The following is a 15202-nucleotide window of genomic DNA, read 5'->3' as shown; positions in this document are numbered from 1 at the left end:
CGTACTTGTGCGGGCACCAAGGCGTCGGCGTGAATTTCTTTCACATTGATGTTGCGTTTCGACCGGTCTTGCCTCGAATATGGAAGAGTTTTCACCTCAATCCAGCGAATAGTTTTCAGACCACATGAACAAAATTCAGATTAGAAATCTCGACCTGAACCTCCTTTTGGTTTTTCGGGTCCTGATGGAAGAAGGCAGCGTGAACCGGGCTGCCGAACAGCTTGGCCGAACGCCGTCCGCAGTAAGTCACGCGCTTGGTCGTCTGCGCGAGCAGTTGAATGATCCACTATTGGTGCGCGCCGGCGGCATCATGAAACCGAGCCCGCGGGCCAAGGCCTTGTATCGCGAAATCCGTCCAATCCTGTCGCAGATTGAACGCGTTGTGCAAGCGCCAGCGGTCTTCGCACCCTCGACCAGCGCCCGCGCCTTTCACGTGGCGGGACCTGCGCTGAATTGCATCGCGTCTGGCGTTGTCTCGCGCATGCAGGCGGAGGCCCGTGATACGGCATTGGTCTGGCATCCCTACTCCAAGGAGACCATGGGGCAGATCATACGGGGTGAGGTGGATATCGCGTTTGGGAACGCAAACTTTCCTCTGCCCGAAGGTTTGAAGGCGAAAAACTTGAAGCCGATGAAACGCTACGTTCTGGCGCGGCGCGGCCATCCCGCAACAAATGACTGGAGCCTCGAAAGCTGGCTGCGCTGGCCCCACGTCGTCGTGCGAATTCCCGCTGCGATACATGGCACGGTTGAGGAACACTTTGCCAATCTGGGACTGAAACGGCGCATTGGGCTTCACGCTGGCAGTTGGTCAGCGATCGCTCCGGCGGTGAGCAGCACAAACATGTTAGGAAACTTCGTTGCCCTTATCATGCTAGAGGGGGGCAGTGGCAACGACCTGCAGGTCTTTGAACCGCCGGAGCCCATGCCCGATCTTCTGTTTCGTGTCATCTGGAACGCCGAGTTGGACGCTGACCCAGCACTTGTTTGGCTGCGTGAGATCGTCCTCAGAACGTTTGATGAGCTGATGATCGAGGCCGACAACCGTTTGTTAAAGAACGATATCGTCCAACCGCGAATCATCGGGTGATCATATTTGAATTCCCGAAATCTGAGGCAATCTCCGCAATTGCCATTCATCGCCCGTGAAGCATTGGACCATGCGGGCTAAAAGCAGTCGTTCGGTGCGCAGTACATCAGTGACCGGAGTGCGGACTTAGTGGACAAACAAATCCTACAAAAACCAGAGTTCCCTCAGGATTTCTTCCATTGGCTTGGATTGCTCGGCCGAATGGATGCAACTTGTCCTTTTCAAGAAAGTCAATGTATTTACGTCCAAGGCAATTAATTGCTTTGGAAACGTTTTTAACTTGCTCTTCTTGTCTGACTACCGTGCAATATACGAGCTAGATCGCCAAGTATTCCTCGCGAAGGTTGCCGTCCTCAAGCACCTCTTTAGCTGTACCATCAAATACTATGGTCCCGGTATCTAGTATGATCGCACGGTCTGCCAATTCCAAAGCGCGTACAGCGTTTTGCTCAACAATGATCGTGGTCATACCCTGTTGTTTGACGTGAACAAGGGTCTTTTCGATTTCATCTACAATAACAGGAGCCAATCCCTCATACGGTTCATCCAAGAGCAAAACCTTGATGTCCCTCGCCAAGGCTCTGGCGATTGACAGCATTTGCTGTTCGCCTCCTGACAGCGTAATTCCCTCTTGTTTTCTACGCTCTCCCAAACGTGGGAATAGCTCGTAAAGCCGTTCCAGTGACCATCCGATTGGCGGGGCAATTTGAGCAAGCTGTAGGTTTTCTTCAACAGTAAGCCCAGGAATAATGCGCCTATCTTCAGGTACAAGACCTAGGCCTGTCGCCGCGGCTTCGTAGCTTGTCATGTTGTGCAGTGGCTTGTGGTCCAGCCAGATTTCGCCATGTCTTACTTCAGGCTCTCCAACTCTTGCTATCGAACGAAGTGTCGATGTTTTACCCGCACCATTGCGCCCAAGAAGAGCAAGAATTTCACCTTCATGCACATTGAAGCTGACGCCTTGCACAATGTAGCTTTCTCCATAGTAGGAGTGCATATCCCAAACGGAGAGAAACGCAGGGGCGGTGCTGGCTAAATTGGCATTTTTCGAAAAGTCAGGTTTCTCGTTCATAGCTTTTCCTTACGCAGCCTCGCCTAGATATGCCTCGCGAACCTTCGGGTTTCCACGGATGTTTTCGGGAGTATCTTCAACCAAGGGTGTACCCTGAGCCAGCACTGTGATGCGTTCGGCAAGGCTGAAGACCACATGCATGTCATGCTCGATGATTGCGATTGTGATGTCGCGCTCATCCTTAATTTGCTTTAGTAGGTCGATTGTGTTGTTTGTATCCGCCCTCGCCATCCCAGCAGTGGGTTCATCCAGCAGCAATAGCCTTGGGTTTTGGCTGAGGCACATGCCTATCTCAAGCCGCCGCTTGTCGCCGCGCGATAACGAGGCAGCATGCATTTCGCGTTTGTCCGCCATATTCATCTCTTCCAGCATGGCTTCGGCTTGTTCGACGATCTCGTGTTCGTTTGCGATGGTCTCGTATGCATGCATCCGAAATGCACCGTCCCGCATGGCGAAAATCGGGATTAACATGTTTTCCATCACCGTCAGTTCACCAAAAATCTCCGGTGTCTGGAACACGCGGCTAATACCCATTTGGTTGATCTGGAAAGGTTCAAGGCCTAACACCGAGGCGTTGTCGAACAATACGTAACCTGTGTCTGGCATAAGTTTGCCCACCAGACAATTAAGCAAAGTCGACTTCCCAGCACCATTTGGTCCGATGATCGCGTGAACCGAGTTTTCCTCTACACTTAGGTTTACGTCCGTCAATGCCTTGAGGCCGCCGAAGCGCTTGCTGACGTCTTTGACTTTTAGAATTGCCATGGCTTGCCCCTTATTCCGCCGGTTCCGTTTTGCCTGACTTTGCATCGTCGGGTTTTGAATTCTTGCGCTTCATCCGGTTAAGTAAACGCTGACCACCTTCGACAAGACCACCCGGCAGGTAGATTACGACCAGCATGAAAAGGATGCCGAGCGTCAGATGCCAACCTTTTCCAATGAACGGATGGATCACGAACACGACCGCGTCCTCCAAACCGTCAGGCAGGAATGCAAACCAACTGTGCAACACATTGTCGTTGATCTTAGAGAAAATATTCTCGAAGTATTTGATAAAGCCCGCTCCGAGCACTGGGCCGATCAAAGTGCCTGTGCCACCGAGGATCGTCATCAATACGACCTCACCCGAAGCAGTCCACTGCATACGCTCTGCGCCTGCCAGCGGGTCCATTGCGGCCATTAGACCACCAGCTAGACCGGCATACATGCCAGAAATAACAAACGCCGCCAGCGTGTAGGGCTTTGAGTTTAGGCCGGTATAGTTCATCCGTTGCTGGTTTGATTTGACAGCCCTAAGCATCATGCCAAAGGGCGAGCGGAAGATGCGGATGGACAGGTAGAATACCACCATCATGATTATCGCACACAGATAGTATCCCGCGTTAAAATCAAAACTCCAAGCACCCACGTCCATAGTATAGGTTGCGCGCATAGGCAGCCCGAATAGGTGTGGTAGGTCCGGAGAGTTGGCACCTTGCAAGATTTGTGGATCGTCTGCGTAGACCTGCAGACCAGTTTCACCGTTGGTTAGGTTGAACTTGGGGTTCGACAGGACAGAGTAGGCCAATGCGAAACTCATCTGCGCAAAAGCCAGAGTCAGGATCGAAAAGTAGATTCCCGACCGACGCAGACTGACATAACCAATCAGCAGTGAGAACACTCCAGCGACCACAACACTGAGCGCGATAGCCGGAATGATATTGTAGCTCAGCAACTTGAACATCCATACGGCTGAATACGATCCGACACCCAAAAAGGCTGCATGACCGAATGACAGGTAGCCTGTAAGGCCGAACAGAATGTTGAACCCGATGGCAAAGATGCCAAAGATCACGAAGCGCTGCATCAAGTCCGGATAACCAGCGTTGAATTGCGCCATGGCGCTGCCTTCTGGGAACGGGTTCAGGATGAACGGGGCCAGCAGAGTGAGAAGGCCGACGATGATCAGAAGGCTGGTGTCTTTTTTGTTCAATCCAAACATCGATTATTCCTCCATCACGCCTTTGCGTCCCATCAACCCACGCGGGCGTGTCAGAAGCACAATGATGGCAACAAGGTAGATGATGATTTGGTTAATCCCGGGGATAGTTGTGGTGGCCCAGGTTGTTGAAGCAAAACTCTCCAGGATGCCCAAAAGAAAGCCAGCCAGCACGGCTCCGGGCAGTGAGCCCATGCCGCCGACAACAACCACAACGAAGCTTAGGACCAGAAAGTCCATACCCATGTGATAATTTGGCGGATTTAACGGCCCGTACATTACACCGGCCAAACCGGCCACCGCTGCGGCGATACCGAACATAATCGTAAAGCGCCGGTCGATATTGATACCCAGCAAACCTACGGTCTCGCGGTCCGCCATTCCGGCGCGCACGACCATACCGAACGTAGTAAATTGCAGGAATGAGAAAACAGCACCGATAATCGCAACGGCAAATCCGAAGTACACAAGACGCCAAATTGGATAGATTATGGCGTTAGGGTCAAAGCCAACCATTATGCCAAGATCAATGGAACCGCTCAACGCGTCAGGCGGTGGAGTTTGGATTGGATTGGCGCCGAAGAAATACTTCACGATTTCCTGCAACACGATCGCCAGACCAAACGTTACAAGGATCTGGTCAGCGTGAGGACGCTTGTAGAAGTGCTTGATCAAACCGCGTTCCATCACGTAGCCCACTGCTAACATGATCGGGATCGCGAACAGGACAGCCAGTGGAACAGACCAATCGATGATCGTCGCACCGGTCTCTGGGCCGAACCAAGCCTCGACGTAGGGTGTTTCAACCTTCAGCGGGTTACCTAGGAAGTCGGTCTGACTCTCGTCGATGGTCACAAAGCTCAGGTTCATGAGCTTTTGCAGAGTAACGGCACAGAAAGCACCGATCATGAACAGTGCACCGTGGGCGAAGTTCACAACGCCCAACGTACCAAAAATGAGCGTCAGCCCCAGCGCAATCAACGCATAGGCCGACCCTTTGTCCAGACCGTTCAAAATTTGCAATAGGATGGCGTCCATTGGCCCCACCTCAGGGTTGGTCAGTGTGAATAGAGTGGTGCAACAGGATCAGCACTGTTGCAGATGTCTGGCCACCGCTGTGGCGACCAGACTTAGACACGCGGACTTACGCGCCTGGATTACACTCACCCAGTGAGCCACCCGAGAACATCGGATGCTCGGGGTCGTATTCGACCTGCGCACGTGGCGTGATCTCGACGATTTCCAGAGTGTCATAGGCGTTGGTCGGGTTTTCGTTGCCACGAACAACCAACACGTCTTTGAAGCACTGGTGGTCTGCGCCGCGATACCAGGTGGGGCCGTTGCCCAGACCGTCGAACTCGAAGTCTTCCAGAGCTTCAACAACACCGCATGGGTTGAATGTACCAGCACGCTCACAGGCATCCGCGTAAAGCAGAACTTGTGCATAGCAGGTCTGTGCAGAGTTGGACGGCGGTTTGCCGTACTTCTCACCAAAGGACTTCACAAAGGCCTTGGTGCCCTCATCTTGCAGCTGCCAGTTCCAGTTCATGGAACCCAGCACGCCCTTGATGTTCTCGCCCGCACCAGCGGCCATCAGTTCCGAATATAGCGGAACGACGATCTTGAAGTCCTTTCCGTTGGCAACTTTATCGAGCAAGCCGAACTGGATCGCATTGGTGAGCGAGTTCACCATGTTGCCGCCGTAGTGGTTCAGAACCAGAACATCAGCACCCGAGTTCAATACGGGGGTGATGTAGGACGAGAAGTCCGTTGAGGCGAGCGGTGTTTTGACAGTGTTGACAGTTTCCCATCCCAAGGCTTCGGTCGAAGCAACAATCGACTCTTCCTGGGTCCAACCCCAGTTGTAGTCAGCCGTCAGGTGATAGGCGCGACGCTCTTTGCCCATCTCGGCGGCCAGCACAGGCGCGAGCGCCGCTCCCGACATGTAGGCGTTGAAGAAATGGCGGAAACCATTGGCCTTCTTGTCTTTGCCAGTCGTGTCGTTGGCGTGTGTCAGGCCTGCCATGAAGATCACGCCTGCTTCTTGACAGAGTCCCTGCACAGCAACGGCCACGCCCGATGACGAGCCGCCGTTGATCATGATGGCACCGTCTTTTTCGATCATTGACTTCGCAGATGCACGTGCAGCGTCTGATTTGGTCTGCGTGTCGCCTGTGACGAATTCGACCTTCTTGCCAAGGATACCGTTACCTTTCAGCGCCTTCGAGGTGAAGGTATTCAAGCAACCGCCATCTCCCTCACCATTGAGATGTTCGACGGCCAACTGTTGCGCCAGTAGCTCGTCATTACCCTCTTCAGCATACGGCCCGGTCTGGGGAACGTTGAAACCCAGGGTTACGGACCCTCCAGTAGGTTCGTTGGTGTAAGCAGCAGCCGACGAAGCCGTAAAGATCGTAGGCAGGGCCAGACCGGTACCTGCGACGGCACCAGACTTCAACACGCCGCGGCGTGTGACAGATTTATTGGTCATTAATTCCTCCCATTTCCCTTTCTTTCGTCGTTTGGCTCCTCTTCCAGCAGACGAAAGCGCACTTATGTGCAAATCAATAATGGAAAGCCGAAGGAAAATTTCACAACAAATTACTGGAATTGAAATAAAATTTTGTAAATTTATTTTCCCCTATTCTTAATTTTAGTAAAAAATTGAAGTTCAGGTATATTAACTCGCCACATTTCTATAGGTTAGATGCAAAGTCTTTTTCCGCTCCTTCTGATATCAATAGTGGCATGAACTCTGGTTGGCAGGAGCCGAGGGCAATTCGCAAGTTCGGGGCAGTCCTGGTTGTTCCAATTTGACACAATGCGCATTGATGCACTCATCTGAACCTGTTTTTCCCAGATGTCCGCTTTGGGCTCCTTGCGGTCCTACACTGCGCTACTCACTAACTTCCGCTTTGCGGATGCGAACATTCACTGGGAGCACTCTCGGGGTAGATAGAGGTGACGAACTTTGAAACAACGCTCGAAGCGTTTTGCCCAACTCCGAGATTCTACCGTCGCCTGACCCTCTCTCGATTACGCTCCCGACGTTCGATGTTGATCCGGTGGTCGCGGCCCAATGCCCGGTAGAAGCCCGGTCCCTTGGACCAGTTCAGAAAGTGGGCAAAGCTGTCGACCTGATCGTCGTTTCGCCCGCGTGGAAAGGACTGCAGTTCCCGTTTGAACGCTGTCAGCCAGGGCGCGTTTGCAGGCAAATACACCTTGCCCTCTTCGACAGGACCGCAAGCGGACTGGAACCGGGTTTCCTTGTCCTTGTCAGGTCTAATGCGTTCATAGCGCCGACGGTCATCACGAAACAATTCGTCCAGAAGCGGTTTGCCGGAGGCAGCGTCTTCGATCAGAACACGATCCGGATCCCAACGGCGAACAAGCTGCAGTGCCTTGGCTTTCAGGTCTGGGTAGTCCACCTGCCCACGCCAGACGTCGATAAGATACCACGCGTTTTCTCGGAACCCCCAGGTTGTACAGACCGAGAAGTCGGACCGGGGATCCGCAGACATGCCCGTATCCCAGCTTTGAACGACCAGTTGGAACCAGCGACGATCTTCGATGGTCTCGTAGGTGCCAAACCACTCCCAGCGCAAGGGTGATCCGTCTGGCGCAATTGGGTTTTGCTGATACTGGCAATTGAACACGGCTGCGCCCATTTCACGACGCTTGGTATCCAGCGTTTGCTGATCCAAACGGGACGGGCACAGGAGATCACCCGGTTTGCGGCGCATGACCCTTCCACGCCCAAGAGGAACCACCTCATGGCCTTCCGCGATGGCAGGCAGATTCAGATGCCGGTAGGTCCCGCGTTCGAGCAGATAACCCGGCGGATCCATCTCGTGCAACCGTTGCGCAACCATAACCACACGCCCTTCGGCCGGATTGTCGAAGCGCGACAACAAGGTCCCCTCAATGAACTCCTGCGCCTTGACCAGCTCGGCTTCGGAGCCGGCATCTCCGGCTTTCAGCAGGTCATCGATGATGATGTAGTCCGCGCCATGACCGGTGACAGAACTTCCAATGGAGACAGCCTTACGGCTGCCTCCCTTTGTGGTGCGGATTTCTTCTGAGGTGTTGCCCTTTTTAGCCAAGACCGTTTCAGGGAACATTTCCCGGTACCAGCGCGCAGACATGATCCGACGACAATCTTCGGAATGCTTGCGCGCCAGATCCAGCCCGTAACTGGCAACAATGATCTTGGCGCTGGGGTTATGACCGAGAAGATAAGCGACATAGGCAACGGCCACAGTGACCGATTTCAGGCACCGGGGCGGAATGTTGATGATCAACCGCTTGTTCTCGCCGATGCGCACGTTGTCTAACTCATGGCACATAGCACGCACATGCCAGGCCGGATCAAAGCCGCGGTCAGCCCCCTGGTGCAGCGTGCCAAACACACGCCACACGAAGGGAAAGAAATTGTCCCGGCAAACCTCGCGAGCGGCTTGCACGACGATTTTTGGATCAGGAGTCGTCATCTTCCGCCTCCTCGTTTTCCAGATCACCGTCACCGTCCAGTTGGCTGGAAAAGAAATCCCGGAGGATGTCGTAGTCGACAGCGTCCGGCTCAACCGCACGGACGCTTTCTTGCGCGTCCAATTCACTTGCGTTGAACAGATCTGTGTCCAGCTTAAGCAGCGCCATCAACAATTTCGTGTCGCCCTTCAACGCGCCTGCCGTGAACCGCTTGGCAATTGCCTCAGCCTTGGAAATCCGGATTTCGTGGCTGCCTTCGCGAACCGTAATCTTGGTTTCCAATTCGCGTTTCAAGCTGGCATTCACCCCCTTGGCACCTTTCGGCCGCCCTTTCGGATTGCCAGAGCGGCCTTTCTTGAACCGGGTCGCTTTGGGCGGTTTGCCGTAGCCGACCTCATACTCTTGCGTATCGTCAGACATGACCCACCTCCTGTTCTGAAGTGGTATCGTTGGCCGCAGAACGCGCATCGAACGTCTGGCCTGTTACCGCGTGCATGGCGTTCTCACCGGTCATCTCCTGCCAACGGCGGATGGCGACATCGACATAAGCCGGATCGAGCTCAATGAGCCGCGCCCGCCGCCCAGTTTTCTCTGCCGCCAGCAAGGTCGCGCCGGACCCGCCAAAGGCATCCAGCACGACGTCGCCGCGGTGGCTCACATCCATGATGGCATCTGCAACCAGAGCTGTCGGCTTCACCGTGGGATGATCTGAGAGGTCAGCCTCGCGCCCTGCTCCAAAGCTGTTCACACCGGCATAGTCCCAGACATTGGTCCGGTTGCGCCCGTGTTTGCCCAGCTCGACGTTGTTGATGTGCGGCGCACCAGGCTTCTTGAAAATGCAAATCAACTCATGCTTGGAGCGATAAAGGCTGCCCATGCCTCCGTTCGTCTTATTCCAGACGCAGAGATTGATGAGGTCCAATCCAGCTGCCTTGCCCACTGCAATCAGTTCTTCGATATGACGCCAGTCCATGCAGATCATTGCAATACGCCCGTCTGGCAGACGGCCAAACAACTGGGTGATCACGCCTGAAAGAAAGCCGCGGAACTCGCTATCCGACATTTCCCCCGACGCCATGGCAAACTCGCGGTGTTCGGCGCTATTGCCGGACCGCACATGCCCATTGACCGGCACGTTATAAGGAGGATCGGTGAAGACCATCTGCGGGCGCTCGCCTTCCAGCAAGGTGTCGTAGCTCTGGGCTTGAAGGGCATCCCCGCAGAAGATGCGATGATCTCCGAGAACCCAGAGGTCGCCCGGCTCCGTGATTACGGGTGCCGCAGGGTCCGGGGCCTCTACACTTTCCGCTTCCGTCTCCGTGGCCTCGCCCGCACTATCGATGATGATGTCGATCTCCGGTGTTTCGAACCCCGTGATTTCCAGATCAAAATCCAGCTCGCCATCAAGGCTGAGATCCATCAGCTCGGCAAACTCAATCTGCAGAGCAGCTTCGTTCCAGTCGGACAATTCCGCCAGCTTGTTGTCCGCAATGCGCAGAGCGCGCACTTCCCCGTCTGACAAGTGATCCGCGACAACAGTCGGTACGGAATTCAACCCCAGGGCCTTGGCGGCTTCATAGCGGCCATGACCCGCGATGATTGTGCCCGAACCATCCAACAGGATCGGAGTGACAAAGCCAAACTGAGCCACCGATGCCTTCAGTTTGTCGATATTCTTGGCCGCGTGCACGCGGTTGTTGTTGGCGTAGGGCTTGATCTGGCTGATCTTCAATTGGATGACTTTTTCGGCCATCCAGATCGGCGTATTGGACGCCTGGACGTCGCTGTGTGTGTTTTTAGCAGGCATAACCGCCTCCTTTTGCGTGACGCCGCGCGGACGTCGAGATGGAGGGATCGCGTTGGAAAATCGGAGAGAGCACAAATAGCAACTCCCCGGACCAATCGATCCGAGACGTTGCTCCTTTGAATGCTCTCTGCGGAAACCTGTGTTTCCAATGAGTGCTGCCTGCGGGAGCAGTTTCCCGCCCCGATAGTCCGGGCGATTAGGTCGAATGTAGGTGCCATCAATACGAGACGCAACCCCCCAAACTAAAAGTAACCAATTAAGATTGTTGACGAATAATCGGGGGTACGGCAGCGTCGCACTTCAAAACACACGCCTCCAGTAATCGTTTCAGAAAGAGCTGGACTGTTGCCGTAAACCACGCATCACTGAACCTACGCCCGAGCCATTCGGGCGCTCCTCGGTACCGGGGTTCGGCATCTCGCTGACCCAAGATCAGAGGAGACAGTTCATGTCCAAACGGAAGCAAACCAAAATTGACAAGGTTCAAGCTTTGTTGCGCCGCCCGAGCGGCGCCAGCCTTGAGGCGCTCTGCAAAGCAACGGGGTGGCAGCCTCATTCGGTCCGAGCGGCTCTCAGCGGCCTGCGGAAAAAAGGCGTCACTATTGAAAGGCGGGCATCCGACAAACCAGATGGTTCGTCCACCTATCACCTGACGGTCGGAACAGGAGAAGAGGCATGACGAAGACTGGCGATGTTGCCGATCTCGCCGCAATGGGTCGATCGGATCTGGTCACGCTTTGGGAGCAATTGTTTGATCAACCAGCCCCCGCCATGCTCAGCCAACCCTTCCTGCGCCGCTTTATCGCCTTTGAGATGCAGTCCCGCCGTCATGGCAGGCTACCCCGGCAAGTCAAAGCCACGCTGGAAAAGGGCTCTGGGAAGAAACCCCGGCCTACATGCCCTGCCCTAAAACCCGGCGGGCGCCTGCTACGCGAGTGGAATAGTGTGACCAATGTAGTCGACGTTACAGAAGACGGCTTCACTTGGAACGGTCGGTCCTATCGCTCACTCTCGGCCATCGCCCGAGAGATTACCGGCGCGCATTGGTCAGGGCCGCGTTTCTTTGGGCTCACCGGAAAGATCGCCAAATGAGCCCGCGCCGTAAAATCCGATGCGCCATCTATACGCGCAAGTCGTCCGAGGATGGGTTGGACCAGAACTTCAATTCACTAGATGCGCAATATGAGGCCTGCGCGGCCTATGTCGCCAGCCAGCGACATGAAGGCTGGACCCTGTTGTCCGGGCGCTACGATGACGGTGGCCTGTCGGGCGGCACCCTAGAGCGACCCGCCCTTCAGCGCCTTCTTGAAGAGATCGATGCCGGGCGTATTGACATGGTGGTGGTCTACAAGATTGACCGGCTGACCCGGTCGCTTGCCGACTTCTCTAAGCTGGTCGACCGGCTGGAACAGGCAAACTGTTCTTTTGTGTCCGTCACGCAGGCCTTCAATACCTCATCTTCCATGGGCCGGTTAACGCTGAATGTGCTGTTGTCCTTTGCTCAGTTTGAACGGGAAGTCACCGCCGAACGTATTCGCGACAAGATTGCAGCGTCGAAGAAGAAGGGGCTTTGGATGGGTGGCAACCTGCCTCTGGGCTATGATCGCCACCCCGATCCGAAGGCAAGAACGCTGGTGGTGAATGAAGAAGAGGCCAGAACGGTCCGGCATCTCTTTGGGCTTTATGACGAGCTGGGTTGCCTGCGCAAAGTAGAAGAACGGGCAACGGCAGAAGGGCTGCGGTCAAAACGGGTTGTTCGGACAGATGGCAGTGTGAAGGGGGATTGTCCGCTGTCACGGGGTCAAATCTATTACCTGCTGCGCAATCCGGTCTATCTCGGAAAAATCCGCCACAAGGATAAGATCTGGGACGGACAACATCCGGCGATCATCGATCAGGACATCTGGGGCCGGGTGCAGGAAAAAATGCGACAGGCCTCCAACCGCTCGCGGGCACGCGGCGACTCCGATGCGCGCCAACATTCCACTGACCCCGGCGCCTGGCTCACCGGTCTGCTGTATGACGAAACTGGTGATCGGTTGACGCCGACCCACACCACGCGCAAAGGCCGACGGTTGCGCTACTATATCTCCAATCGACTGATCTCAGGTGGCAAGGATATCTCTGGCTTGCGACTGCCCGGCCCGGCACTGGAACACGCCGTCATGGATATCATCGTCAGACATTTGCAAGACGCCGCCGCGGCGCACCAAGTACTGGCGCAACCGGAGGCCGGATCAGCCGAGCCAGTTCAGACTTCAGTTGCGGATTTAGTAACCCGGCTTCTAGGCCAAGGCTGTCAGATCGGCGCTGCTCTTCTGGCCAAAGGCAAACTTGCACGAGGACAGATCGACCTCGAATTTAACCCCAAAACTCTGGCAAGCGCACTTGGCATCGCCGCCGATCATCTGCACCCGGATCTCACCCACGTCACCGCATCTTTCGATCTGCGCCGCCGCGGCGTCGAGGCTAAGGTCGTTGCCGGGGACGTGGCACCCCAACCTGATCCCCACCTCCGGTCCATGCTGATCCGCGCCCATGGCTGGGCCCGAGATCTGAAAGCCGGGGTTCAACTGATGGAGATTGCACGCCGCGAAAGCGTCCCCGGCGCCTTTATCCGCACCCGTGCTCAGCTCGCCTTTCTCTCCCCGAAGATTCAGGCTGCGATTCTCGACGGCACCCAGCCGCCCGAACTCACACTCAAGCGTTTGGTCAGCGTGACCCACCCACTTGATTGGACCGAACAGGAACACCTGTTCGGCTTTTGATAGCTCCAGATCCTGCGTCCCTGATAAAGGGCTCACCCTCCCTGATCCGGCGGAACAATTCCCTGTTCGCACGAGGAAACTCCCTGTTCCACCTTTTAGGGAATTTGCATCATAAACCTCTGAAAAACATACAGTTCTGATAGAAGAAATGACGGAAATCAGTCCCGGTTTGCGAAAATTCCCTGTAAATTGCGGTTTATCAGGGAAACCCAGTCCAAAGCGACCCCGCCAAAATGCGCCACTGAGACTTGGACCTGAATTGCACTCTGAGTGTACGATCTGCTCAGTCTCTGTTTGAAAGCGTATGCGCCAACTCGCGGGAATTGCGGCACAATTCCGGATCAAAAAATACCACTGAAGTGAGACGGGTATGGGTGGCGGGGAGACAGGGATTCGAACCCTGGGGACGCTCTCACGCCCAACGGTTTTCAAGACCGCCGCATTCGACCACTCTGCCACCTCCCCGTCGAAGGCAGGGTCTAAGGCCAACTGAAATCAGAGGCAAGTCAAAATCGGGAAATCTTGCCGAAGCCCAAGCAGCAGACTTTCCATAGAACCATACCCACGTTATGATCCGCATGAAAGACCGCAGCAGGCTGGCGCAAAGAACCGGCTGGCTGACGGTGGGGCTCGGGGAACGAGGCCCCTTCAGGCAAGGGATGACAAAATGAAGCGAGCGACTGAGATCCGCCCAGGGCCAAAACGGCTGGCGTGCTTGGCTGTAGCGTTGGTGGTGTTGTCGAGTTGCGCGGAAACGCTGGCAACCGCAGAAAAACCCGACGAAAATACCAGCAAGAACGAACTTTTCCCTCAATCCTCCGGCGACACACAGCGCGATGTCGAAGCACCGGACGTATTCCAATTGACCGAGGCCGGATTGTGGGACGGTCGCCCATCGCTGGGCGGGATCTGGGTGGCCCACCCTGATGTGACTCAGCCCGAGCGGGTGATCATCAAGAATGCCTCGAACAACAAATCCGTAACCGGCGCCTTGTTCCGGCGCGAACGCAACCTGCCCGGTCCCGCCTTGCAAGTGTCATCTGCAGCGGCGGAGCAATTGGGTATCCTTGCGGGCGCGCCAACCAAGATCAACGTGGTGGCCTTGCGGCGAGAAACCGTTGAGGCGCCGCCCGAGCCCGAGGTCGCTGAGGCCGAGACCGCGCCCGAAGCAAGCACCGAGACCGCCGCCGCCAGTGACGTGGCCGAGGTCAATGCATCCGAGGCCACCTCTGAGACGGAAAAACCGGCTAAGCGCAAATGGTGGCAGAAAAAAGCCCCTGCCGCAGCGGCGACTGCAGGCGTTGTGGGTGCAGCCGCTGTTGCCTCAGACGCAGCCGAAGATGGGGCCGAGGCCGCCATAACTAGTGACGTGGCCGAAGTTGATGCGCCCGAAGCTACCTCCGAGACGGAAAAACCGGCCAAGCGCAAATGGTGGCAGAAAAAAGATCCCACCGCCGCGGCGACCGCAGGCGCTGTAGGCGCAGCCGCTGTTGCCTCGGACGCAGCCGTGGATGGCGCCGAGGCCGCCGTCGAGGCCACCGCAGAGATATCGGCGGCCAGCACGGCTCCGGCTTTGACCGATGCGCCGGTTGTTGCCCCAGCCGAGAAACCTGCCAAGCGCAAGTGGTGGCAGAAAAAAGATCCCAACGCGATAACCGAAACCACGCTTGACCCGATCGAAGGGGCCGCAGCAGCTATCGACGCCGCAGAGCCGACGCCTGTCGCCGCGACGGCCGTGACGACATCCTCGCTTTCGAAACCATTTGTTCAGGTCGGCACGTTTGGTGTTCAGTCCAATGCCAACAGCGCCGCCGCCAAGATCCGCAGAAATGGCATGTCGGCCGAGGTGCGAGAGTTGAAGACCGAAGACAACACCGTCTGGCGCGTGCTGGTCGGACCCGCCGCCACCCGCGCCGAGCGCAAGGCCATCCAGAACGACGTGAAAGATCTGGGCTTTGGCGACGCGTTCACCGTGGCCAACTGAGAACAGGAGGCACCT

Annotated in this window: 13 protein-coding genes and 1 tRNA gene; 5 read left to right on the top strand and 9 right to left on the bottom strand. The window is 55.7% G+C overall.

Translation table 11 applies throughout. The features are described 5' to 3' along the window. Window positions 1-124 precede the first annotated feature (124 nt). The gene (locus tag ACXAH8_RS06125; RefSeq protein ID WP_475216862.1) at window positions 125-1090 is read left to right on the top strand and encodes a LysR family transcriptional regulator; all 966 of its coding nucleotides are present in this window, start codon (window positions 125-127) and stop codon (window positions 1088-1090) included. A 316-nt stretch (window positions 1091-1406) separates the two neighbouring features. On the opposite strand, the gene ACXAH8_RS06120 is transcribed toward ACXAH8_RS06125, so the two are convergent. From ACXAH8_RS06120 to ACXAH8_RS06085, 8 genes are all read right to left on the bottom strand, one after another. Beyond that, the gene (locus ACXAH8_RS06120; RefSeq protein ID WP_475216860.1) at window positions 1407-2162 is read right to left on the bottom strand and encodes an ABC transporter ATP-binding protein; all 756 of its coding nucleotides are present in this window, start codon (window positions 2160-2162) and stop codon (window positions 1407-1409) included. Window positions 2163-2171: 9 nt separating this feature from the next. After that, window positions 2172-2927, bottom strand: a complete 756-nt coding sequence (locus ACXAH8_RS06115; protein ID WP_475216858.1) for an ABC transporter ATP-binding protein — start codon at window positions 2925-2927, stop codon at window positions 2172-2174. A 10-nt stretch (window positions 2928-2937) separates the two neighbouring features. Next, window positions 2938-4143, bottom strand: coding sequence for a branched-chain amino acid ABC transporter permease (locus ACXAH8_RS06110; RefSeq protein WP_475216857.1), 1206 nt, complete (start codon window positions 4141-4143; stop codon window positions 2938-2940). A 3-nt stretch (window positions 4144-4146) separates the two neighbouring features. Further along, window positions 4147-5178, bottom strand: a complete 1032-nt coding sequence (locus ACXAH8_RS06105) for a branched-chain amino acid ABC transporter permease (RefSeq protein WP_170764849.1) — start codon at window positions 5176-5178, stop codon at window positions 4147-4149. 106 nt (window positions 5179-5284) lie between these two features. Further along, window positions 5285-6631, bottom strand: a complete 1347-nt coding sequence (locus ACXAH8_RS06100; RefSeq protein WP_170659324.1) for a substrate-binding protein — start codon at window positions 6629-6631, stop codon at window positions 5285-5287. A 520-nt stretch (window positions 6632-7151) separates the two neighbouring features. Continuing rightward, window positions 7152-8630 carry a phage terminase large subunit gene (gene terL / locus ACXAH8_RS06095; RefSeq protein WP_475216855.1) on the bottom strand — a complete coding sequence of 493 codons (1479 nt, stop codon included), beginning with the start codon at window positions 8628-8630 and terminating at the stop codon, window positions 7152-7154. Continuing rightward, the gene (locus ACXAH8_RS06090; protein ID WP_475216853.1) at window positions 8617-9048 is read right to left on the bottom strand and encodes a DUF5681 domain-containing protein; all 432 of its coding nucleotides are present in this window, start codon (window positions 9046-9048) and stop codon (window positions 8617-8619) included. The genes terL and ACXAH8_RS06090 overlap by 14 nt, the downstream gene beginning before the upstream one ends. Further along, a complete protein-coding gene (locus tag ACXAH8_RS06085; RefSeq protein WP_475216852.1) occupies window positions 9041-10435 on the bottom strand; it encodes a site-specific DNA-methyltransferase in 1395 nt (464 codons plus the stop codon). Before ACXAH8_RS06085 ends, ACXAH8_RS06090 begins: the two co-directional genes overlap by 8 nt. A gap of 448 nt (window positions 10436-10883) precedes the next feature. Here ACXAH8_RS06085 and ACXAH8_RS06080 point away from each other — a divergent pair, with 448 nt between their 5' ends. The 3 genes from ACXAH8_RS06080 to ACXAH8_RS06070 are packed head-to-tail and all read left to right on the top strand — an operon-like array spanning window position 10884 to window position 13203. Next, a complete protein-coding gene (locus tag ACXAH8_RS06080) occupies window positions 10884-11114 on the top strand; it encodes a DUF3489 domain-containing protein (RefSeq protein ID WP_475216851.1) in 231 nt (76 codons plus the stop codon). Next, window positions 11111-11527: a DUF2924 domain-containing protein gene (locus ACXAH8_RS06075; RefSeq protein WP_475216849.1), complete on the top strand. Its 417-nt coding sequence runs from the start codon at window positions 11111-11113 to the stop codon at window positions 11525-11527. The genes ACXAH8_RS06080 and ACXAH8_RS06075 overlap by 4 nt, the downstream gene beginning before the upstream one ends. After that, the gene (locus tag ACXAH8_RS06070; protein WP_475216848.1) at window positions 11524-13203 is read left to right on the top strand and encodes a recombinase family protein; all 1680 of its coding nucleotides are present in this window, start codon (window positions 11524-11526) and stop codon (window positions 13201-13203) included. Before ACXAH8_RS06075 ends, ACXAH8_RS06070 begins: the two co-directional genes overlap by 4 nt. 375 nt (window positions 13204-13578) lie before the next feature. On the opposite strand, the gene ACXAH8_RS06065 is transcribed toward ACXAH8_RS06070, so the two are convergent. Then, window positions 13579-13668, bottom strand: a tRNA-Ser gene (locus ACXAH8_RS06065). 202 nt (window positions 13669-13870) lie between these two features. On the opposite strand from ACXAH8_RS06065, the gene ACXAH8_RS06060 reads away from it, so the two are divergent. After that, the gene (locus tag ACXAH8_RS06060; protein WP_475216847.1) at window positions 13871-15187 is read left to right on the top strand and encodes an SPOR domain-containing protein; all 1317 of its coding nucleotides are present in this window, start codon (window positions 13871-13873) and stop codon (window positions 15185-15187) included. Window positions 15188-15202 lie beyond the last annotated feature (15 nt).

Source organism: Ruegeria sp. ABV3_008 (assembly GCF_056161185.1).
This window is presented reverse-complemented; position numbering and strand designations above follow the sequence as displayed.